Annotated in this window: 24 protein-coding genes, 1 tRNA gene and 2 pseudogenes; 5 read left to right on the forward strand and 22 right to left on the reverse strand. The window is 60.1% G+C overall.

Translation table 11 applies throughout. The annotated features are described in order from the left end of the window. Nucleotides 1-48 precede the first annotated feature (48 nt). The 10 genes from G7007_RS10825 to G7007_RS10870 all read right to left on the reverse strand — a co-directional run bounded on the left by G7007_RS10825 (nucleotide 49) and on the right by G7007_RS10870 (nucleotide 10,775). Nucleotides 49-1,920 (reverse strand): SurA N-terminal domain-containing protein, encoded by a 1,872-nt coding sequence (locus tag G7007_RS10825; protein WP_181101679.1) that lies wholly within the window; start codon nucleotides 1,918-1,920, stop codon nucleotides 49-51. A gap of 178 nt (nucleotides 1,921-2,098) precedes the next feature. After that, entirely contained in the window at nucleotides 2,099-2,371 is a 273-nt protein-coding gene (gene hupB, locus G7007_RS10830) for a nucleoid-associated protein HU-beta (protein WP_181101681.1), read from the reverse strand. Nucleotides 2,372-2,524: 153 nt separating this feature from the next. Then, the gene (lon, locus tag G7007_RS10835; RefSeq protein WP_181101683.1) at nucleotides 2,525-4,921 is read right to left on the reverse strand and encodes an endopeptidase La; all 2,397 of its coding nucleotides are present in this window, start codon (nucleotides 4,919-4,921) and stop codon (nucleotides 2,525-2,527) included. 153 nt (nucleotides 4,922-5,074) lie between these two features. Next, a complete protein-coding gene (gene clpX / locus G7007_RS10840) occupies nucleotides 5,075-6,358 on the reverse strand; it encodes an ATP-dependent Clp protease ATP-binding subunit ClpX (protein ID WP_181101685.1) in 1,284 nt (427 codons plus the stop codon). A 106-nt stretch (nucleotides 6,359-6,464) separates the two neighbouring features. Further along, nucleotides 6,465-7,106: an ATP-dependent Clp endopeptidase proteolytic subunit ClpP gene (gene clpP / locus G7007_RS10845; protein ID WP_060393099.1), complete on the reverse strand. Its 642-nt coding sequence runs from the start codon at nucleotides 7,104-7,106 to the stop codon at nucleotides 6,465-6,467. Nucleotides 7,107-7,196: 90 nt separating this feature from the next. Beyond that, nucleotides 7,197-8,510, reverse strand: coding sequence for a trigger factor (tig, locus tag G7007_RS10850; protein ID WP_181101687.1), 1,314 nt, complete (start codon nucleotides 8,508-8,510; stop codon nucleotides 7,197-7,199). A 171-nt stretch (nucleotides 8,511-8,681) separates the two neighbouring features. Further along, nucleotides 8,682-8,987 (reverse strand): DUF6388 family protein, encoded by a 306-nt coding sequence (locus tag G7007_RS10855; RefSeq protein WP_181101689.1) that lies wholly within the window; start codon nucleotides 8,985-8,987, stop codon nucleotides 8,682-8,684. A 103-nt stretch (nucleotides 8,988-9,090) separates the two neighbouring features. After that, nucleotides 9,091-9,315, reverse strand: coding sequence for a hypothetical protein (locus G7007_RS10860; RefSeq protein WP_181101691.1), 225 nt, complete (start codon nucleotides 9,313-9,315; stop codon nucleotides 9,091-9,093). Between the two features lie 46 nt (nucleotides 9,316-9,361). Beyond that, nucleotides 9,362-9,688, reverse strand: a complete 327-nt coding sequence (locus G7007_RS10865; RefSeq protein ID WP_181101693.1) for a putative quinol monooxygenase — start codon at nucleotides 9,686-9,688, stop codon at nucleotides 9,362-9,364. A gap of 79 nt (nucleotides 9,689-9,767) precedes the next feature. After that, nucleotides 9,768-10,775, reverse strand: coding sequence for a zinc-binding alcohol dehydrogenase family protein (locus G7007_RS10870; RefSeq protein ID WP_181101694.1), 1,008 nt, complete (start codon nucleotides 10,773-10,775; stop codon nucleotides 9,768-9,770). 106 nt (nucleotides 10,776-10,881) lie between these two features. On the opposite strand from G7007_RS10870, the gene G7007_RS10875 reads away from it, so the two are divergent. After that, on the forward strand, nucleotides 10,882-11,868 hold the full coding sequence (locus G7007_RS10875) for a LysR family transcriptional regulator (protein ID WP_181101696.1): 987 nt from the start codon (nucleotides 10,882-10,884) through the stop codon (nucleotides 11,866-11,868). Between the two features lie 55 nt (nucleotides 11,869-11,923). Here the strand turns inward: G7007_RS10875 and G7007_RS10880 are convergent, their stop codons facing one another. From G7007_RS10880 to G7007_RS10890, 3 genes and pseudogenes are all read right to left on the reverse strand, one after another. Continuing rightward, a complete protein-coding gene (locus tag G7007_RS10880) occupies nucleotides 11,924-13,093 on the reverse strand; it encodes a cellulase family glycosylhydrolase (RefSeq protein WP_181101698.1) in 1,170 nt (389 codons plus the stop codon). Then, a complete protein-coding gene (locus tag G7007_RS10885) occupies nucleotides 13,086-13,289 on the reverse strand; it encodes a Com family DNA-binding transcriptional regulator (protein ID WP_181101700.1) in 204 nt (67 codons plus the stop codon). The genes G7007_RS10880 and G7007_RS10885 overlap by 8 nt, the downstream gene beginning before the upstream one ends. 318 nt (nucleotides 13,290-13,607) lie before the next feature. Further along, nucleotides 13,608-13,757 (reverse strand): annotated as a pseudogene (locus G7007_RS10890) (IS3 family transposase); the annotation flags it as partial. 8 nt (nucleotides 13,758-13,765) lie between these two features. Between G7007_RS10890 and G7007_RS10895 the strand changes: the two are divergent. The 4 genes and pseudogenes from G7007_RS10895 to G7007_RS10910 all read left to right on the forward strand — a co-directional run bounded on the left by G7007_RS10895 (nucleotide 13,766) and on the right by G7007_RS10910 (nucleotide 15,861). Continuing rightward, the gene (locus G7007_RS10895; protein ID WP_181101728.1) at nucleotides 13,766-14,074 is read left to right on the forward strand and encodes a phage virion morphogenesis protein; all 309 of its coding nucleotides are present in this window, start codon (nucleotides 13,766-13,768) and stop codon (nucleotides 14,072-14,074) included. Nucleotides 14,075-14,091: 17 nt separating this feature from the next. After that, the gene (locus tag G7007_RS10900) at nucleotides 14,092-14,307 is read left to right on the forward strand and encodes a hypothetical protein (protein ID WP_181101702.1); all 216 of its coding nucleotides are present in this window, start codon (nucleotides 14,092-14,094) and stop codon (nucleotides 14,305-14,307) included. A 20-nt stretch (nucleotides 14,308-14,327) separates the two neighbouring features. Next, a complete protein-coding gene (locus G7007_RS10905) occupies nucleotides 14,328-15,173 on the forward strand; it encodes a hypothetical protein (protein ID WP_181101704.1) in 846 nt (281 codons plus the stop codon). A gap of 71 nt (nucleotides 15,174-15,244) precedes the next feature. Beyond that, nucleotides 15,245-15,861 (forward strand): annotated as a pseudogene (locus tag G7007_RS10910) (phage baseplate assembly protein V). 243 nt (nucleotides 15,862-16,104) lie between these two features. Here G7007_RS10910 and G7007_RS10915 read toward each other — a convergent pair. The 9 genes from G7007_RS10915 to G7007_RS10955 form a co-directional block, all read right to left on the reverse strand. Continuing rightward, nucleotides 16,105-16,209: transfer RNA gene (locus tag G7007_RS10915), tRNA-Leu, on the reverse strand. A gap of 220 nt (nucleotides 16,210-16,429) precedes the next feature. After that, entirely contained in the window at nucleotides 16,430-17,104 is a 675-nt protein-coding gene (locus tag G7007_RS10920) for a hypothetical protein (protein ID WP_181101706.1), read from the reverse strand. Between the two features lie 2 nt (nucleotides 17,105-17,106). Then, entirely contained in the window at nucleotides 17,107-17,769 is a 663-nt protein-coding gene (locus G7007_RS10925) for a hypothetical protein (protein ID WP_181101708.1), read from the reverse strand. Nucleotides 17,770-18,164: 395 nt separating this feature from the next. Further along, nucleotides 18,165-18,374 (reverse strand): hypothetical protein, encoded by a 210-nt coding sequence (locus G7007_RS10930; protein WP_181101710.1) that lies wholly within the window; start codon nucleotides 18,372-18,374, stop codon nucleotides 18,165-18,167. A 48-nt stretch (nucleotides 18,375-18,422) separates the two neighbouring features. Next, nucleotides 18,423-18,938 (reverse strand): DUF2514 domain-containing protein, encoded by a 516-nt coding sequence (locus G7007_RS10935; RefSeq protein ID WP_181101712.1) that lies wholly within the window; start codon nucleotides 18,936-18,938, stop codon nucleotides 18,423-18,425. Then, nucleotides 18,935-19,378: a structural protein P5 gene (locus tag G7007_RS10940; RefSeq protein WP_181101714.1), complete on the reverse strand. Its 444-nt coding sequence runs from the start codon at nucleotides 19,376-19,378 to the stop codon at nucleotides 18,935-18,937. Before G7007_RS10940 ends, G7007_RS10935 begins: the two co-directional genes overlap by 4 nt. A gap of 60 nt (nucleotides 19,379-19,438) precedes the next feature. Further along, nucleotides 19,439-19,666 carry a hypothetical protein gene (locus G7007_RS10945; RefSeq protein WP_181101716.1) on the reverse strand — a complete coding sequence of 76 codons (228 nt, stop codon included), beginning with the start codon at nucleotides 19,664-19,666 and terminating at the stop codon, nucleotides 19,439-19,441. Between the two features lie 211 nt (nucleotides 19,667-19,877). Beyond that, nucleotides 19,878-20,261 carry a hypothetical protein gene (locus G7007_RS10950; RefSeq protein ID WP_181101718.1) on the reverse strand — a complete coding sequence of 128 codons (384 nt, stop codon included), beginning with the start codon at nucleotides 20,259-20,261 and terminating at the stop codon, nucleotides 19,878-19,880. Continuing rightward, nucleotides 20,258-21,063, reverse strand: an 806-nt coding sequence (locus tag G7007_RS10955) for a phage tail tip fiber protein (protein ID WP_181101720.1), incomplete at its 5' end; no start/stop codon positions are given. The genes G7007_RS10950 and G7007_RS10955, both read right to left, overlap by 4 nt.

The raw sequence follows: 21,063 nt of genomic DNA on the forward strand, positions 1-21,063 counted from the left end.
GAAACGACTCAGGCCGCATGAGCGGCCTGAGTCAGTCACAACGCGGTTTCAATAACGCTTGATATCCGCCTTGGCTTCCAGCTGCTTGAGGTAGGCCGCGAAGTCCTGCTCACCGGCACGCGAAGCCAGGATACGACGCATCTGCGTCTTCTCGGCCTCGGTCGGTGCAGCGCCTTCGTTGACACCCTTGAGCTGCAACACGGCCAGGCGACCGTCGTTGAGCACGACACTGCCGAAGACCGCCTTCGCCTTGTCCTGTGGCTTGGCCAGACGGAAGACCGCCTGCAGCTCGACAGGGTCGATGCCTTCCTGGTTACGCGTGACCGCTTCACGCACGCTCCAGGTCTGCCCTTCGAGCGGCGCGTCGGCCTTGATCGAACCGTCGCGCAACCCTTTGACCAGGGCATCGGCCTTGCTCTTGAGGTCGGCGATCGCCTGCTCCTTGGCCAGGCGGTCGCGAATGTTGCCAGCGACTTGCTCCAGCGGCAGTTGCTCCGGCTTGCGGTGCTCCTTGACCCGCAGCACCAGGACCGTTTCCGGGTCCAGCTCGATGGCGTTGCTGTTGCTGCCTTCCTGCAACACTTCTTCGCTGAAGGCCGCTTGCACCACTTGACGGTTCGCCGTGATGCCGTCGCCGCCTTCGCGACCGAACGGCGCGGACGTCTGGACTTTCAGGCCCAGGTCCTGGGCAGGCTGGCCCAGGTCGGACGACTCGAACGCCGAGTCTTCCAACTGCTTGGTCGCTTCGACGAAACGCTGCTCGACCTGCTGGGACTTCAAGTCACGGGTCAGCTTGTCACGCAGGCTGGCGAAGGTCGGCACGTCCGGCGCCTCGACACCCAGCAGCTTGATCAGGTGGTAGCCGAAGCTGGTGCGCACAGGCGCCGAGACCTGGTTGTCGGACAGCTTGTACAGCGCATCCTCGAAGGCAGGATCGTAGACGCCCGGACCGGCCAGACCCAGGTCGCCCCCATTGTTGGCCGAGCCCGGATCCTGAGAGTACTCCTTGGCCAGGGCGGCGAAGTCCTCGCCCTTGTTCAAGCGTTCGGCGATCTCTTCGGCGCGCGCCTTGGCCTGTTCGTCGCTGACCTTGTCGTTGACTTCGATCAGGATGTGGGCGGCGTGGCGCTGTTCGGCCAGGTTGGCGACTTCTTTCTCGTACGCGGCCTTGAGCTGGTCTTCGTCGACCTTGACCTGGTCGAAGTAGGCCGACTTCTTCAGCTCGATGTAGTCGATCACCACCTGGTCGGGCGTCATGAACTCCTTGGCGTGCTGATCGTAGTGGGCCTTGATCTGCTCGTCCGATACCTGCACGGCAGCAGGATCGGCCTTGAAGGTCACGGAGGCGAAATCGCGCGTCTGGTTCTCCAGGCGTGCGAACGCGTCCACCTGCGGTGCAGTCGCGAAACTGGTGGCGACGAACCCACCGCGCAGCTGACCGATCAGCAGCTCTTCGGCCAGCATCTGGCGGAACTGCATGCGCGTGTAGCCCAGACGGCGGACGAACTGGTCGAACAGCTCCGCACTAAAGACACCGTTGGCCTGGAATTCGGGCATTTGCAGGATGACCTGATCGAGCGCTGCGTCGGTGAAGGAGAACCCGGCGTCGCGTGCGCCTTGCAGCAGCAGCGTGCGTTCGATCAGCCCCTTGAGGGAGGCTTCACGGAGCAGCTTTTCGTCCAGCAGAGCCGGATCGAAGTCCTTGCCCATGCGTTGCATCAGCTGCCGACGCTGGATGTCGGCTGCCTGGCTGAGTGCGTTCTGGCTGATGGTGTCGCCATTTACCTTGGCAGCATCCTGGCTGTGGTTGGTGGCCTGGAAGATGGCATCGAACCCGGTCAGTGCCATCAGCACCACGATGAGACCGATGATGGCCTTGGCAATCCAACCTTGTGAATTGTCCCTGATATTCTGCAGCATGCGTCCCCCAAAACGGCCGTTCCACTGCGTTGACGACCGTGGAGTGAAGGTAAAGTCCTGATAGAAGAAAGGCGCATCCGAAGATGCGCCTTCTCGAAGCGTGCGCGCTACCCGGCATCATGCTCCGAGTGGCATCGCGACAGGGCCTGATCGGGTCAGGCCCCTTGAGCGGCGTGGCTCAGTTGACGGCGTCTTTCAGACCCTTGCCCGCCTTGAAGCCTGGCACCTTGGCAGCGGAGATCTTGATCGCCTTGCCGGTCTGCGGGTTACGGCCGGTACGCTCTGCACGCTCCTTGACGGAGAAGGTGCCGAAGCCCACCAGGACGACGTCGTCGCCTTGTTTCAGGGCACCGGTGACCGAGTCAATGACCGCGTCCAATGCGCGACCGGCGACGGCTTTCGGAATATCAGCGGAGGCGGCGATAGCGTCAATCAGTTCCGACTTATTCACTCTAAATCCCCTTTATCTCTCTAATGAGTATGTTTCTAAGTATGTAAAGAAAGCATGGAATACACGGACGCCGGATGACCCTGGAACACTGAAATGTCACTTCTTCGACCTGGGCGGTTCGCCACAGGGAAGGTCATCCGGCTCGAAGCTTTATCAATGCGTGCTGACGCGTTCCTTAGCATCGCTGTCGCGCTTTTCGTCTTTCGCGACAATCTCGGGAGCCACGTCCGGCAACGGCTCGGGCGCGTATTGCAGCGCAATTTGCAGGACTTCGTCAATCCATTTGACCGGTTTGATCTGCAGATCGGCCTTGATGTTTTCCGGGATTTCCTTGAGATCGCGCACGTTCTCCTCGGGAATGATCACCGTCTTGATGCCACCGCGGTGCGCTGCCAGCAGCTTTTCCTTCAAACCGCCAATGGCCAGCACCTGGCCGCGCAGGGTGATTTCCCCGGTCATGGCCACGTCGGCGCGCACGGGAATCTGGGTCAGCGCCGACACCAGTGCCGTGCACATGCCGATACCGGCACTGGGGCCATCCTTCGGCGTTGCCCCTTCGGGCATGTGGATGTGCACGTCATGCTTTTCGTGGAAGTCGCTGGGGATACCGAGGCTGCGCGCCCGGCTGCGGACCACGGTCTGCGCGGCGGTGATCGATTCGACCATCACGTCGCCCAGCGAACCGGTCTTGATCAGCTGGCCCTTGCCTGGGATGACCACCGACTCGATGGTCAGCAACTCGCCGCCTACCTGGGTCCAGGCCAGACCGGTGACCTGACCGATCTGGTCCTGCTGCTCGGCCAACCCGTAACGGAACTTGCGCACGCCCAGCAGGTGCTCGAGCTGCTCGCCGGTGACGGTGACGTTGACCTGCTTCTGCCCGGCGTGTTCCTTGACGACCTTGCGGCAGACCTTGGCGATCTGGCGCTCCAGCCCACGCACGCCTGCTTCACGGGTGTAGTAGCGGATAATGTCGCGGATCGCCGTCGTGTCGATGCTCAGCTCGGCCGGCTTCAAACCATTGGCCTTGACCTGCTTGGGCACCAGGTACTTGACCGCGATGTTGATCTTCTCGTCTTCGGTGTAGCCCGGCAGACGGATGATTTCCATCCGATCGAGCAGCGCCGGCGGGATGTTCATCGAGTTCGAGGTGCAGAGGAACATCACATCCGACAGGTCGTAATCGACCTCCAGGTAGTGATCGTTGAAGTTGTGGTTCTGTTCGGGATCGAGCACTTCGAGCAGCGCCGACGCCGGATCACCGCGCATGTCGCTGCCCATCTTGTCGATTTCGTCGAGCAGGAACAGCGGATTGCGCACGCCGACCTTGGTCATCTTCTGGATCAGACGGCCCGGCATCGAACCGATGTAGGTACGGCGGTGACCACGGATCTCGGCTTCGTCACGCACGCCGCCCAGCGCCATGCGCACGAACTTGCGGTTGGTGGCGGTCGCGATGGATTCGGCCAGCGACGTCTTGCCTACGCCAGGCGGACCGACCAGGCACAGCACCGGCCCACGGATCTTCTTCACGCGCTTTTGCACGGCAAGGTATTCGAGGATGCGATCCTTGACCTCTTCGAGGCCGTAGTGGTCGGCATCGAGAATCTCTTCGGCACGGGTCAGGTCCAGGCGCACCTTGCTCTGAGCCTTCCACGGCACCTGTACCAACCAGTCGAGGTACGAACGCACCACGGTCGCCTCGGCGGACATCGGCGACATCTGCTTGAGCTTGTTCAGCTCGGCCTGGGCCTTGGCCAAGGCGTCCTTAGGCAGGCCGGCCGCTTCGATGCGCTTCTTGAGCTCGTCGATTTCGTTGTGACCTTCGTCACCATCGCCGAGCTCTTTCTGAATGGCCTTCATCTGTTCATTCAGGTAGTACTCGCGCTGGCTGCGCTCCATCTGCTTCTTGACGCGGCCGCGGATGCGCTTCTCGACCTGCAGCAGATCGATTTCGGCATCCAGCAGCGCGAGCACGTGCTCGACCCGGGTGGACAGGTCGACGATTTCGAGGATCTCTTGCTTCTGCTCGATCTTCAATGCCATGTGCGCGGCCATGGTATCGACCAACCGGCCTGGTTCATCGATGCTGTTGAGCGAAGAGAGGACCTCGGCAGGTACCTTCTTGCCCAACTGGACGTACTGTTCGAACTGCGACAGCAAGGTGCGCACGAAGACTTCCGATTCACGCTCGGCAGCCTCGCTTTCGTCGATCAGGCTGACCTGGGCACGGATGTGATCGTCCACTTCGGTGAAGCGCTCCACGGCGCCACGCTGCTCGCCTTCGACCAGCACCTTGACAGTGCCGTCGGGCAATTTCAGCAATTGCAGGACCGTGGCGACGGTACCCACACGGTACAAGGCGTCTTCGCCCGGATCATCGTCGGCAGGGTTCTTCTGAGCGAGCAGCAGGATCTGCTTCTCGCCCGTCATCGCCGCCTCGAGGGCTTCGATGGACTTCTCGCGCCCCACGAACAGCGGGATGACCATGTGCGGATACACGACGACATCGCGCAATGGCAAGAGAGGCAAGTCGAGGGTTGTCTTCATGAGTGCGCCTCTACAGCGGCCTTGCGGCCGGAATCCGGTGGAAATGATGCTTGGGGCTAATGTGGGGGTAGCCCTGCAAAATTACAAGCGTTCTGGTCAGGAAATGCAGAAAGGGGCCCGAAGGCCCCTTTTTTATCACTGCATGCAACGAACTCAGGCGTCTGGTGCCGCCTTGGCAGGCGCTTCGCTGTTCTCGTAGATCAGCAGCGGCTGCGAGGTGCCTTCGATGACGCTCTCGTCGATCACCACCTTGCTGACATCCTTCTGCGAAGGAATCTCGTACATGGTGTCGAGCAGAATGCCTTCGAGGATCGAGCGCAGGCCACGTGCGCCGGTCTTGCGCTCCAGAGCCTTGCGCGCGACGGCCTTGAGGGCATCGCTGCGGAACTCCAGATCGACGCTTTCCATTTCGAACAGCTTGGCGTACTGCTTGGTCAGCGCGTTCTTCGGCTCGGTGAGGATCTGCATCAGGGCAGCCTCGTCGAGTTCGTCGAGGGTGGCCAGGACCGGCAGGCGACCCACGAACTCGGGGATCAGGCCGAACTTCACCAGATCGTCGGGCTCGACTTCACGCAGCGACTCACCGACCTTCTTGCCGTCTTCCTTGCTGCGCACCTCGGCGCCGAAACCGATGCCACCCTTGGCAGAACGGTTCTGGACGACTTTCTCCAGGCCTGAGAACGCACCGCCGCAGATGAACAGGATGTTGCGCGTATCGACCTGCAGGAACTCCTGCTGCGGGTGCTTGCGACCGCCTTGCGGCGGTACGGACGCTACGGTGCCTTCGATCAGCTTCAACAGCGCCTGCTGCACGCCTTCCCCCGACACGTCGCGGGTGATGGACGGGTTGTCCGACTTGCGCGAGATCTTGTCGATCTCGTCGATGTAGACGATGCCCATCTGGGCTTTCTCGACGTCGTAGTCGCACTTCTGCAGCAGCTTCTGGATGATGTTCTCGACGTCTTCGCCCACGTAGCCCGCTTCGGTGAGGGTCGTGGCGTCGGCGATGGTGAACGGCACGTTCAGCAGGCGCGCGAGGGTCTCGGCCAGCAGCGTCTTGCCTGAGCCAGTAGGCCCCACGAGCAGGATGTTGCTCTTGCCGAGTTCGACCTCGTCACCTTTCTTGTCACGCTGGTTCAGGCGCTTGTAGTGGTTGTACACCGCTACGGCAAGCACCTTCTTCGCTCGCTCCTGACCAATGACGTACTGGTCCAGGATGGAGCTGATTTCTTTCGGCGAAGGCAATTTATGCGCGCTGCTCTCGGCCTGGGCTTCCTGCACCTCCTCGCGGATGATGTCATTGCACAGGTCGACGCACTCGTCGCAGATAAATACCGAGGGCCCGGCAATCAGTTTGCGTACTTCGTGCTGGCTTTTGCCGCAGAAGGAGCAATAGAGCAATTTGCCGTTGTCCTCGCCGTTACGGGTGTCAGTCATTCGATCGATCCAATCCGGTAGGCTTGCAACACAAGATGAAGGCAATTGCGGGCTTTTTCAAGTCCGCAGGCAGGCGAGGACCGCCTGCCCGCTCCGACATCCGGGATCAGGATGCCAGCAGTCGCTTGTCGTACACCGAGTCGACCAGGCCGTACTCGGCAGCGCGCTGGGCGCTCATGAAGTTGTCACGCTCGGTGTCGCGCTTGATGGTCTCCAGGTCCTGGCCGGTGTGATAGGCCAGCAGCTCGTTCAAGCGCGCCTTGATCGAGAGGATTTCCTGGGCATGGATCTCGATGTCGGTGGCCTGGCCCTGGAAACCGCCCAGGGGCTGGTGGATCATCACCCGCGAGTTGGGCAGGCAGTGACGCTTGCCCTTGGCACCGGCCGCCAGCAGGAAGGCGCCCATGCTGCAGGCCTGGCCGATGCAGATGGTGGAGACGTCAGGCTTGATGAACTGCATGGTGTCGTAGATCGACATGCCTGCGGTCACCGAACCGCCCGGCGAGTTGATGTACAGATGGATATCCTTGTCCGGGTTTTCCGCCTCAAGGAACAGCAACTGCGCCACCACCAGGTTGGCCATGTAGTCTTCGACCGGGCCGACCAGGAAGATCACTCGCTCCTTCAACAGGCGCGAGTAGATGTCGTAGGCGCGCTCGCCACGAGCGGATTGCTCGACAACCATCGGGACCAGGCCGCCGGCGGCCTGGATGTCAGAACTCTGCTGAATGTAAGAATTGCGGGACATGTCCTGCGCTCGCTCCCAAATAGTCATGGCTTGAAAACACACAAGCCAGCGCGAAGGCTGGCTTGTGTGGACTTCCTACAAAGAAGGCGATCACTCAGCGTCGGCAGGTGCCTGTGCTGGTTTGACGGCTTCCTCGTACGAGACCGACTTGTCGGTCACAGTAGCTTTCTGCAGGACAGTATCTACAACTTGCTCTTCAAGCACAACCGAGCGGACTTCGTTCATCTGCTGGTCGTTCTTGTAGTACCAGGCGATGACCTGCTCTGGTTCCTGATAGGCCGAAGCCATCTCTTCGATCATGGCGCGCACGCGAACGTCGTCAGGCTTGAGCTCGAACTGCTTGACCACTTCGGCGACGATCAGGCCCAGGACCACGCGGCGCTTGGCCTGCTCTTCGAACAGTTCAGCCGGCAGTTGCTCAGGCTTGATGTTGCCACCGAACTGTTGAACGGCCTGCACGCGCAGACGGTTGACTTCGTTCTCCAGCAGCGCCTTCGGTACGTCGACCGGGTTGGCGGCCAGCAAGCCGTCCATGACCTGGTTCTTGACCTTGGTCTTGATCGCCTGACGCAGCTCACGCTCCATGTTCTTGCGAACTTCGGCGCGGAAGCCTTCCAGGGACGATTCCTTGATGCCGAACTGGGCGAAGAAGGCTTCGTTCAGCTCAGGCAGCTGAGGGGCGGAGACGCTGTTGACCTTGACGGTGAATTCGGCAGCCTTGCCGGCCAGGTCGAGGTTCTGGTAGTCCTCGGGGAAGGTCACGTTCAGCACGCGCTCTTCACCGGCCTTGGCGCCGACCAGGCCGTCTTCGAAGCCTGGGATCATGCGGCCCGAACCCAGCACCAGCTGGGTACCGGTGGCCGAACCACCGGCGAAGGCCTCACCGTCGACCTTGCCGACGAAATCGATGTTCAGCTGGTCTTCGCTCTGCGCTTCGCGCTCGACCGCTTCGAAGCGCACGTTCTGCTTGCGCAGCACTTCGAGCATGTTGTCCAGGTCAGCGTCAGCCACTTCGGCCTCGAGGCGCTCGACGTTGATGGAGTCGAAACCGGCAACGGTGAACTCGGGGAACACTTCGAAGGTGGCAATGTATTCCAGGTCCTTGCCTTTCTCGAAGACCTTGGGCTCGACGGCAGGTGCGCCGGCGGGGTTGAGCTTCTGCTCGACCACGGCTTCGTAGAAGGTGGCCTGGATCAGGTCGCCCAGGGCTTCCTGGCGCGCGGCCTCTTCGTAACGCTGACGAATCACGCTCATCGGCACCTTGCCTGGACGGAAACCAGGCACCTTGGCGCGACGGGCAGTCTGCTGCAGACGCTTGTTGACTTCGGTCTCGATGCGCTCGGCAGGCACGCCGATGGTCATGCGGCGCTCGAGCGCAGACGTGTTTTCAACAGAAACTTGCATGGATATTCCTCGTTGCACAGACGTTAGCCGGCGATAGCCCGACTCCAGAATCAAGGGCAGGCATTCTAGTGACTCGCGAACCAGAAGTCACCCCATCCGAAACGACAGGAAACGCATGGGAAGTCATTTGCCAGCCCCGCCCAGAACAGGTCGTCCTGACGGGCCGTTCTGTCAGGGCGCCACCGAGTCCAGGTCATTGGCTTCGCAGTAGGCTTCCCAGTCGACACCCAGGGCCTCGGCCACCTCACGGTGCACGCTCAGGCGCAGGGCCTGCAGCTGCTCGGGCGATTCTGCGATCAGTTGCAGGGTCAGTTCCCACGGCTCCAGCCCCTGCTCGGCCGCAGCATCCTCGAAGGCCCATTCGATCTGCTGAGCCTGCTCTTGGGCGTCCAACTGGGCGATCTCCTCGCGCAACTGGGGATGGGCTTCGGCGAAGCGGCGCAGTGCCAAGGCCTTGGTGTCTTGAGTGATGTCCATGTGAGTCCCCTGTGGCCGGCCTGGGGCCGGCATTTCAAACGGTCGGAATCTATCAGTTTCCAGGCCGCTGGCAAGGGGCAGCTCGCGCGGCTGCCGTCGAGCCTCAGGGAGCCTCGGGGCCGGACGCTTCGACAGCCGGTGGCTCTAGCACCAGCACCCCCAGGTGACTGGCCACCCCGAGCACGAGAAACGCCACCATCCAACCCGCCAGGCAGCCCATCACATGACGCCTGACGAACCCTCGCCCGGACCGGCGCAGCGACGCGGCGAGCCCCCACCACACCAGCGCGAACGCCAGGGCTGCCAAGAGAACGATGATGAAGGTCATGGGAACACGCTCGCAGCCGCAGGTCGCACCGACAGATTCGCCGTCTTCATGGACGCGCGGGAACCGGTGACGACACGGGATTCAGGAAGGCCAAGTGCGGCGGCTCCGCCAGCAACGCCTCACTGCACCCAAGAAACCGCTGGAAATGCTCGGAGGCCACGTGCGCGTCGAAGGCCTCCTGATGCAGGAAAGCCTCGCGCATGTAGAAACAGCCAGGTACATCCTGGCGTTCGAACAGCATGTAATCCAGGTTGCCGGGCTCGGCGCGGGTCGGCTCGACCAGCGCCAGCAAGGCGGCCTTGAGTGCGTCGGCCTGTCCGGCCTTGGCCGTGAGCGTGGCCAGCAGCACGATGGATGAGGTGTGTTCGGTCATGCAGACTCCTTCGATTCTATGGGCCGAGCGAGGTGAGACCTGACGGAGCCGAGGGCGCCAGCCAGGCCGCATTCTGGACTCAGAAACCTTCGAGCACGATTTTGCCGCGCGCTTTGCCGCTTTCCAGTACCGCATGGGCGCGGCGCATGTTGGCGGCATTGATGGCACCGAAGTGCTCGCCCAGCGTTGTGCGCAGGATACCCTGATCGATCAGCTGTGCCACGCGCTCGAGCAGATGATGCTGCTGGATCATGTCCGGCGTCTCGAACAGCGAGCGGGTGAACATCAGCTCCCAGTGCAGCGACAGCGACTTGCGCTTGAGCGGCATGACATCCAGCACCTGCGGGTCATCGATCACTGCGAGTCGACCTTGTGGGCGCAGTGCCTCGATCAGTTGCGGCAGGTAGTAGTCGGTATGGGTCAGGCTCGCGACGTGACTGACGTGCTCGATGCCCAGCGCCTGCAATTGGGGAAGCAGGGGTTGGCCATGGTCGATCACGTGGTGGGCGCCCAGCTCGCGGACCCACTCGGTGGTCTGTGGACGCGACGCCGTCCCGACGACCGTCAGCTGGGTCAGCTGTCGGGCCAGTTGCACCAGCATCGAACCGACGCCACCGCCGGCGCCCATGATCAACAGGACATCCCCTTCCCCACCGCCCTCGGCGACGCCCAGGCGATCGAACAGCAACTCCCAGGCGGTGATCGAGGTCAGTGGCAGCGCGGCGGCTTCGGCAGCGCCGAGGGTACGCGGCTGATGCCCGACGATGCGCTCGTCGACCACATGGTACTGGCTGTAGCTGCCGGGACGGGCGATCGAGCCTGCGTAGTAGACGGCATCGCCCGGCACGAACAGGGTCACCTCGGCGCCGACCTCACGCACGATGCCCGCCGCGTCCCAGCCAAGTATTTTGGGCTCTTGAGTGAAAGTACCGGCCCGCACCTTGGTGTCCACCGGGTTGACCGCCACCGCGCTCACTTCGACCAGCACATCGCGTGGGCCAGGTGTCGGCATGGGCAGCGTAATGTCCTGCAGAGCTTCAGGGTCTTCGATGGGCAGGCCGTGCTGGGTGAAACTGATGGCTTTCATAGGCACTCGTCGCTGAATGTGATGTGATTGACCCACGCAGTATGACTGCCAGGTCGCTCGTCAAACAGGCGCCAGAGGCGCAAACACTTTCACACCGGGAATGACAATGATCCGCTTCAACGATCTGGAAATCTTCGTTCGCAGCGCCGCGCTCGGCAGCTTCACGGCAGCAGCGCTGGAGGCCGGCTTGCTGCCTGGCCAAGCGGCCGAAGCGGTCAAGCGCCTGGAGCGCGAACTGGATGTACGATTGTTCGCCCGCACCACCCGCAGCCTGCGCCTGACCGCCGAGGGTGAACAGTACCTGCCTTCGGCCCTTACGGCGCTCGAGGCCCTCCAGCGCGGGCGCGACGACCTGCGACGCGATCCGGCGCAGCTGCAAGGCACCCTGCAACTGTCTGCGCCCTCCGACCTGGGACGCAACCTGCTGCTGCCCTGGCTCACGGACTTTCGCCGCGAGCACCCCCTGCTGCATCTCAGGTTCTTGCTGTCGGACCAGCGCGTGGACCTGTTCCGCGATCCCGTGGACATCGCCATTCGCTATGGCCTGGACGTCGATGCCTCCTATGTCGCGCTGCCCCTGGCGCCGCGCAACCGCAAGGTGCTGGTGGCCTCGCCACATTACCTGGCGCGCCACGGGCAGCCGCATGCGCCCGAGGATTTGCGCGACCACCAGTGCCTGCTGTACATGCAGCAGGGCCGCCTCTACGACAAGTGGCGATTGGGCGCGGAGACGGTACAGGTCGGCGGCACCCTGCTGAGCGACGACGCCGACGTCGCCCGGCGCTGGGCCGTCGCTGGCGAAGGCATCACCTACAAGTCCTGGCTGGACGTCAGCGACGACGTACTGGCCGGGCGCCTGGTGCTGCTCATGTCGGACCACCCAGGCCCCGCCCTGCCCTTGAGCCTGGTCTGCCCGCATCGCAAGCAGCTCTCGCCCACGGTGACGCGCCTGCACGCCTGGCTGTCCGAGCGCTTCGCCGGGCTGCCGGGCCCTGACGATGCGACTTCATCCACGCGCCAGCCAGGCCACGTCGATGCCTTTGCCCAGCACACGCCGCATCGACGCGGGTGTGCTGGGCAAAAGGATCGATGATGCGCGCCCGATCAGCGGGCGGAACACCCCTGATCAGGGTGCTCCGCCTACTCTTTTACGAGGCCGAGTAGTTCCAGTGACTCAAGCGCTGGGAGAAGTACGGCGTGACCAGAGCGACCGTCGCCGCCTGATCGGCCCGCTCGAGGCTCATCTTCTCGGTATCCGAGCCGGGACCGGTGATCCACAGCGTGGCAGGCACCTTCTGCACCTTGAGCACGTCCAGCAGGTTCTTCAGGGCCGTACGACCTGCGTCGGTACTGGGGATACCCACCTCACCGATGAACAGCGCCATGTTGTGGTCGCTGGCATAGGTGAACATCGGGCCGAACACTTTTTCGGTGAACACGTTGGCCGCGATCTTCGTGTTGTCGCCCTCATAGGCGCCACTGGAGCTGTCATTGACGTCACCATAACCGTGCACCTCCCACACGATGGCATTGGCCGGATCGACGATGCGCGCCTGCAGGTCACCGGAGTATTTCTCCCAGTTTCGCGCGCTGGCGTATTGCAGACCGCAGATGAAGACAGGCTTGCGCGAGCTGTTGCGCAGGTTTCTCAACACGGTGTTCATGGTGTTGATGTACAGCGTTTTCATGTCCTCGACCGTGATGTAGTCCGTGGCACCAGGGAGGGTTTGGGCGTAGGGTTCATTGCCCAGCCCCCAACCCAGCACCATCGGGTCGTCGCACGCCTGCACCAGCTTCTGGTGGAAGTTGGCCAGGTGCACGGCAGACCAGGCCGCGCCACTGATGCTGTTGCTGTCATTGATCAGGACAGGCTCGGTGGCCTTCCACCGATTGCCCTGGTTACCGGCCTGATTGGCCGGCAGCAGGCGCCCGGTCAAGGCACCATTGGCCGTTTCATAGCGCATCAGGCGCATGTAGTGGTGAGGGTCCGGGATGATCTTCGCCTCGCCATTGGAGTCCTCGCGGATCCAGCCCAGCATTTCCTTCCATTTGCTGACGAAGGTGGTGTCCAGGCTGGCGCCCTGCCCAGGCAGGCCTTCATGGGACAGGTTGATGGCACGCTGCACCTCGAACGGGAAGCGAATCAGACGCACGCCACGCTGCTTGACCCACAACCTGATGGTGTCGCGCGTCGGCCAGAAGTAATGGGTGCCCGCCTCGTCCGGCACGATCTGCCGTGCGTTGGCATGGGAGCCCAGGTTGATCCCCAACAGGGGAATGTTGGTCAGGGTGTTGAGACCGGTGCTGGAATTAGCCATGGGGTATTACCTCGAATAGATGAGTGGTCAGGGGCAGTCGGGCTGCTCCGTCTGCGCTCGATGGCGCTGGCTCAAGGCTCGAGGCCTTCGCATGATTCAAGGTCCGGCAGCGGGAACACTTGATCTGGAACTCGGTGAACTCGCCCACCCGGGCGAGCAGGCGGCCGCAATGGCCGCAACGGTAGTCGTTGAGCATGGTGTGCAACCTTGCATGAGGGAAGGACGAGCGCGTACGGCGACGCACTGCGATAGCCCGGCGGGCCTGACAGTGTCGGAGCGGATGTGTACACGGGGATTGCGCAGGACGGTAGAGCGCGATGTTTTGCAGGCACAAAAAAACCGGCTCGGCGGCCGGTTTTTTTGATGAACCGCATGGAGGCGGATCTCTAGGAGTGGGGAAATACTGCCACCAGCCGCACGGAAGTGCAAGGGGGCATCAACGAAATTGTGCAGGTTGCCGACCCAAGGGCAGATGGGCTGGTCAACTTTTTCCAGACACCGCAATCGGTGATTTTCAGGCCATTTGCCGTTCGTACTGGTTGGGCGGCAGATAGCCCAGTGTTGAGTGCAGTCGGTTCTGGTTGTAAAACCTCACGATATAGTCCGTGACATCCCTGATCGCTTCACCGTGATTGGCGTAGTCCTTGCGCCAGGTACGCTCCAGCAGCCCATCTGAAAGCGCGAGGTGACACAGCGGGCGCGACCGTTGGCTTCACCGGCCAAGTCGCCCGTATCACCAAGGTTCACCAGCAAGGCTGGCGAGACCGTGCGCAACGCGGTGCGCCGCCGGTGGAGTACGCGCGGCGAATGTTGCTGGGTTTCACCGACCAAGAGCTGGAAACGATCCGCAACACCTTGCTGAATCACCTGTCTATTTGGGGGTGCAGGGTATGCTACCCTCCGCTCGCCTTGGCCGTTGTTCGACACCCATCTGCTAATATAACGGCAGACCTTCAGGCCAGACCTTCAGGCCAGGCCTGAAACAGAGGAGTTCTAGCATGAGCGACAAAACTGTGTGGGAAACCCTTTTGCAAGCGGTCTGGAAACCGTCCGAAGAGTCGTTGGCCATCGCCAGACAGCTCAACGAAGTCGCCGAACAGGTGCAGGTCAGCGACCATGGCGCGGTCTCGATTTCGACCCTCAGCACGCTTCGTGATGCCGAATTCGCCAAAGCCTGCCAGGTTGCCAAGGCTGCCATCTCGAACTCTCATTGATCGGCATCACCAGGTAGCGCATGGGTTTTCTTCTCGTCCTTCCGATCCTCATCTGCGGTTTCATCTACTGCAAATACAACTTCTACGACAAGACCCTCATTGCCAAGTATGAGGGTCAGTCGCTGTACCTGCACATCGCGATGCGCGGCATCGTGCTGACGCTACCGTGGATCATTGCAGTCTTTCTGCTGGAATGGGCGAGCGGCGGATTCTGGGGGCTGGCCGACCTGCTGGCCCAACGCGGCTTCGCCAAGGAAGCCGAAAAGCACATGTTCACGACGTTGATTTTGGCGATCGTCCTCGGGCCGCCGTATGCCTACCTGGCGGCCCAGATCCGCTTCAAGATCACGCGCTACCGCCATGGCCTGAAAACCGACTACCTGACCCGCCTGTTCATCCTCAAGACCATGCTGCCCACCAGCACTCACCAGGCGCAGCTGCTGGATTCGCTGTCCAAGAGGCGGCTGTACATGTTCAGCATGGACGATCGCAAGGTCTACATCGGCTGGGTCAAGAACTTCGGCAACCTCCAAGACCACGATTCCAACATCGACGAAGGCTTCTCGATCATCCCTATCTACAGCGGTTTTCGAGACAAGGACCGGCTCACGGTGGAATTCACCACCCCGTACGAAAAAGTCTACGAAGCCATCAAGGTCGAGCAAGCCAATGTCGCGGGGATGGGTAACGGCTCTGAAGATCGGTGCATCGGGAAAAGCAGCAGGCCCGATGAAATCGGCAGTCTGTTCACCATCAGTCTGCTGCAGAAACAGATCGTCTCGATGACGTTTTTCGATGGCGATGTCTGGAAACAATTCAAGAAAAACGAAATCCCCGCCGCCAAGGATGAACCTGCTGAATCCTGAGGCCCTGCAGCTCACGTCCACACAGGTCAATCAGGCTGTAAAGGATCGCGCCGATCACGATCATCAGCCCCATGACCGAACTTTCCAAACTCCATCGCCTCCTGGAAAACCTGATCCGCTTTGGCATTGTCGCCGAGGTGCAACATCAGCCGCCCAGGGTCAAAGTTCGTACGGGTAGCCTCACCACGGCCTGGCTGCCTTGGATCGCGGATCGCGCCGGCGCCGACCAGCCATGGGATCCACCGACCGAAGGTGAGCAGGTGCTACTGCTCACCCCCAGCGGCCAACTGGCCAATGGCGTGGCCGTGACCGGCCTGTTCAGCGACGCCATCCCTGCCAACGGCGAGCGCACCGGCCTGCACTGACGCACCTACCGCGATGGCGCGGTGATCGAATATGACAGCATGGCTCATCACCTCAATGCCGTGCTGCCCAACGGCGGCACCACCCGGCTGACCAGAACGGGCGGTATCCGTATTACCGGCCCGATTTTCCATGAGGGCGATTACACCCAGACGGGTAAAGTTCACGCAGATCGGCAACCAGCAGATCGCGGGCGAAGCGGCGGTCTCCGTCGATGCTGCAGCCGCAGCCGCAGCCGCAGCCGCCGGCGTCAGCCTAGTGGGTCACACGCATGGGGTCGTGAAAGGGATCGGACCAGACTGGCACACCAGAGACCACCTCATGAACCGCATCACAGATGGTGGGAATGCTCGAGCACGCGTTGAAGCTCGACGGCGGCTGAAGTCGGCAACGGTAGGATGTGAGATTCGCTACAAGCCTCGCATCAGCAGCCGTTACATGACGTCAGAAACGAAAAAGGCAGCCTCATGGGCTGCCCTTTTTTTACCTGAAATTCCCAATTTGCTCCCAAAAACGCTCCCAAATGGCAGGTCTCTGAGAAAAACTTGTTATAAATCAGGCACTTACATGGTGCGGACGAAGAGACTCGAACTCTTACAGCTTGCGCCGCTGGAACCTAAATCATAGCTGTCACGATAAAAACCCAGTAAAATCAACAAGTTGAGCCGCCCGCAGCCGTTCACTTTTGTCTCAAAAAGCTACCAGAAGTACACGCCAGCAGATGGCGTAATTCACGATCTGTTCACGCCATTATGCTGGGTATCCCATCGAACTGAAGGATAACTTGTCGATTTTATTTTGACGGAGAATCGAGCACCTTAGCACCTCTAGGTAGCCAGCGATGCCACTCCGACTTCATACCAAGCATTCAGGTTTTCATCAGCGCTAATATCTCACTTTTGAATAACAGCTTTCGTTAACTTCAACATTTCTGGAGAAAAATGGTACATTCCTATTACAGCGAATACTGATAATGCAGAAACGAACATCAGTAAAAACCATGCAATGCCGGTATTTTTTAAAGTATTAAATTGCCAACCAATAACCACATTAAACCCTACCAGCAAACACCAAAATATCAACAGCAGCGCCGACGCAGAAACTACACTCTCAGCTTTTGAAAAGACATTAATCGAGACAGTAATGAAGGCAAAGAAAGAAACAAATATTGACAAAGCAGAAACCGCACTGCCTTTTATATTTGAAATATCAGCCTCCAGCCTACCCTGCATTTCAGTAGACTTACTCAACCCATTATTTATCTCATCTAGCAAAGCCTTGGAGTTCTTTAACATGTCAGTTCCCTCTTTCAACATGTCAGATACTCTTACCTGCATCTGATTGGCGGAAGTCAATCGCTCATTCAGTACACGCTCAGCATTAGCGGCAGCAACCTTGGCCACAGACTTCATTAAGTCATCAGGCTTGACAGCACCAGCATCAGTGCTCACTGTGTTATTTACCGGACTTATAACATCCGGACTAAATGTTGAAGAACCTGTACCAGAAGATACTGTAGTATAGGACCCTGTCGTATAAGCATCACTTCCTGTGGTAGAACTTCTCATAATCAAGACTCAACAAAACGCGCCAAACTTTCAATGCTTAACTCAACTTCAGCAGCGACTATGAATTCCAAAACGCTATCCAATGATAGGTCTTTTTGCCCAGTAACCGTATTCAAATCACGATAAGCAACAACACCCTTCTCCGTACCTCTAATTGTAGCAGCACTAAAGTTGAACACATTATTACATCTCTGACCAAGTAAGTCAGTTTCCGCCACTGCATTAACCGAAAAATCGTAAACCCTAGGACCACCATGCCCACCAAAGTGCTGGGAGATGAATTGCCCAGGATTATCCATAGTCTTCAAATATCTTTTGACCAGGCCTATTCTAGAAAATTTGAACTCATGTCCCCCAAGGATTTCCGCCAAAATCTTAGCATTACTTAAAAACCTGTTTCTTTCCGCCTCATTCAATCCAAAGGGAAGATCGACTATAATATCGACCCTTACATTACTTAGGGTTACAGTGTAACCAACATCACTTTGGATTTGTAACCTGGGGACCTCATCTGCGAGACCAGGAAAATCCGGAATAAATGTAGGATTAGTACTACCAATACTCAACTTTTTCCTACAGTCCACGCTAAATTCATCAGCAGGTATCGAGCATTTTTCCGTAAAAAACGCCAATTGATATGCGAAATGCGTGAAATCCCTGAACATAATATTCCTATTTATAACCAGCCATATGCATGCACGATTGATCTGAGCAGCCCCACAGGATCGCTCACATGTCAAGCCTCCTATTCTGGCAGCATAGTAGGCTTTCGCCAACTATCTTGCGCGGACGTAGCTGACACTGGAAGGCCATAGAACACCGTGAGGGCGCTGTACCCACTGGATCTTCATTGAAAAGACAATGTAGGTGTCCCAGCGTGAAGGTGATAGTCAGTCGCAGCCTTAATCTGCGCCTCATAGACCAGCCGCAGCCTTTCGACCGTGGCCGCTGGTTCTCCACCCTCCTTCGCCTCCAGGTAGTCCCGATGGGCGTCCTTGGCCTGGAGGTACAGAGGGTGATCCGGCATAACCTGCTTGCCTGCTCCCATGATCCTGCTCCGTCAGTGGATTGTCGTTTTACCTAGCCCGGCCGCATGGTATTGGTAACCGGCCGCCGCCTCATAAGCTGAATCTGCCAGTAGCTGCAGGCGAGCGACTTCTTCAGGCAAGGCGCCGGCGGCCTCGGCTGCTCTGACCTCTCGGGTAGCGATGAGCGCACAGCGGATCAGGCTCTCACCAGCCAGCACCAGACCATTGAACGTCTTTTTCATGACAGGAGAAGGCCCCAGGGTTCACATATAGGACCTAGGCTAGCAGAGTCACTGCTTCAAGCGAGCCGTCCCACTGCCAAGCCCGTCGTACTCCTGAGCGCATTGCAGCCCTGCTATTCGGGCCTGGTCATACGCTTTCGCCAGCTCTCCCGCTCGAGCATCAGCCCGTGCGAGCAGGTCGGAGAGCACCATGGCGGCGCGGGTGGCTGCCTGGCCTCGGGCGATAGCGGCGGGATCCGGGCCGGCACAACTGACGGTGGCGGCGAGCTGGGCGGCGTCGTGCTGCAGCCGCTGGCCAGCAGCATCGGCGCCAGCAGCGCCAGCGTCAGCCACCTGGTGTTGTTCGTGTGCATGGGCTCTCGCCTCCTCCTGCGCCTGGACGCGTCGTTGTTCTTCCTCGCGGGCATCGCGCTGGCCCAGGGCCTCGGCCAGGCGGTCGCCGCTGTCGCGCTCCGCCGATGCGGCCAGGGCCTGGCTGCGCTCCACCGTCCGGCCGTGCTGGTAGGCGCCCCAGTACGACGCCAGCACCAGGGCCAGCAGGCCCAGCCGCACCGGCCAGGTCATGCCAGCGCCCGCCGCACGCCTTCGTCGATTACCGCCGCCGAGTACGGGTTGCCGCCGTTCTCATGGACGATGATGCCCAGCACCATTCCGCGCAGCGTGGCCGGGTTCCTGATGTCGATCGGCGCCGTGGGGTGCACGCCGATGCGGGTGGCCACCGCGCGCGCATAGGCCTGGGTGTCGTTCTCGGTGCTCGGCGCCCAGCGGTTGATGGTCTCGAGCACGGTATCGATGCCCTTGCCGCCGACACCGGGCATGCCGTCCTTGCCGCGGTAGTTGATCAGCAGCTTGCCCAGGGCACGGATGCCGTTATCCGGGGAGTCGAAGCGGGCGAAGCGCGGCTTGGGCACGCCCTCCTCCAGGCCCAACTGGCCGACCCAGGCGTTGCGGGGGTTGAAGTCGATGTTTCCGGGGTTGTTGTTGCGTACACCGCGTGCGGTCATGGGTTTTCTCCAGGAATGAAAAAGCCCGCGCGCGGCGGGCTTGGTGGGTGCAGCGGGCCGTCAGGCGGCGGTGTCGGTCTCGTCGGTCGGCGCCGGCTCGGCTGGCTCCTTTGCCGTGATCGATACCTTGGCCGTGTACTCCTTCAGCACCTGGGCGGTGTAAACCTGGGCGCCAGGGGACTGGGTCAGGATCTCGCGGGCCCGAGCATCAGCCTCCTCCTGGGTGGCGTAGCGGACCGAGTTGGTGACGTCGTAGCCGTTGCTGACGTTGATGGCGATATAAGGCATTGGGTTTTCTCCAGACAAAAATAAACCCGCAAGAGCGGGCATAGGTGGTTGTTGCGTTCAGTTCTTCGGGTATTGCTGCTTGACCTGCTGCAGGGTCGTGTAGAACGGCTCTGCCTTGGGGATCTCTCCTTGATCCATCGCGTGCCAGAGCATGTCCAGCTGCTCCTCAACGGGAGGGTATTCCTCCCGGCGCCGCTGCTGGTGGCAGCTGCTATGCCTGATCTTCAATGAACTCTCCCTCCCAGGTTTTTTGTGGGAATGCGTCGACCTTGATGAGATAGATGCCTGGGTGCTCAAACTCGAGCACGATGTCGGTACCGTCCGCCGTGTACTCCTGCCCTTCTATGACCACGACCGCCCCAGCGGGCACCCCCTTGAGGAGATCGCCCACCAGGTGGGCCGTGCTGGCCGGGCGAGCCGTGAGAACTCCGCCGGGGGCGTAGTACGCTTCCGGGCTGACCGGAGCCACGATTTGCACGAAGGGCAGCGACGTGTTGGCCTTGATAATCTGGGGCGCGATCACAGCATCACAGCTGAGCACGCTGGTGATCTCCCCCGAGGGGGTGTAGGTGATGAATGTTGCAGGCATGCTCATCGTTTGGCTCCCATCACAAAGATAGTCCTGTTGGCCAAGCTCACAGTTTGGTCGTCCCCATACCATCTGACCTTGACCGCGTGCACGCCCGGCCCTACCGCAAGAGCACCTGATAAAGAAGGCGTGGTCTCTATCGCTGCACCCCCGGAGAACATAAGAGTCACACCGCTTATCTCCAATGTGAACTCCGAGGTCCTCACACCACTTGTGTAGAACTGGCCACAGTTGAACGTCACAAACACATAACCAGCCGTATCCATGGGAATGGACACATTGAGTATGTCCATCCACTGACCCCGACCAGCTCCAGTTACAGAGCCGCCGATGCTATAGCTGATAGGGACAGTCACCGCGTTACCTCGAATACGCAGCGTGTCTATTTCAGCCACGCCGATCTTGGCAGCAGAGATCGAGGCATCTGCAATCTTGGCATTGCTGATACTGGCATCCGCGATCTTGGCGTTGGTGATGCTGGCATCGCGAATGTAGGCGTCGGCGATGAACGTCTGGTTGCCCAGTACCGCAAACGGTGCCGAGAGGCTATCGCCCGAGGGGCTGAGTATTGCGAAGCGGCTCGCCAGTATTGCGAACGTCGATTGGACCACGCCGCCTTTGTTTTCGATGCCGACAGCAAACCCGGCAGCATGACGGATGCCATTTGCTGTGATCTGCACTCTGACCACTTCCGAGGCACTTGCCACATTGTTCAGGTCGGTCACAGCCTCGGAAGTCCTGTTCACCATGGCATTGGTATTGCCGAGGCTGGTCTGGGTGTCATCGACGCGCTTAGCCACCGCAGACA

The organism is Pseudomonas entomophila (genome assembly GCF_013523125.1).
Taxonomy (GTDB): Bacteria; Pseudomonadota; Gammaproteobacteria; order Pseudomonadales; family Pseudomonadaceae; genus Aquipseudomonas; species Aquipseudomonas entomophila_B.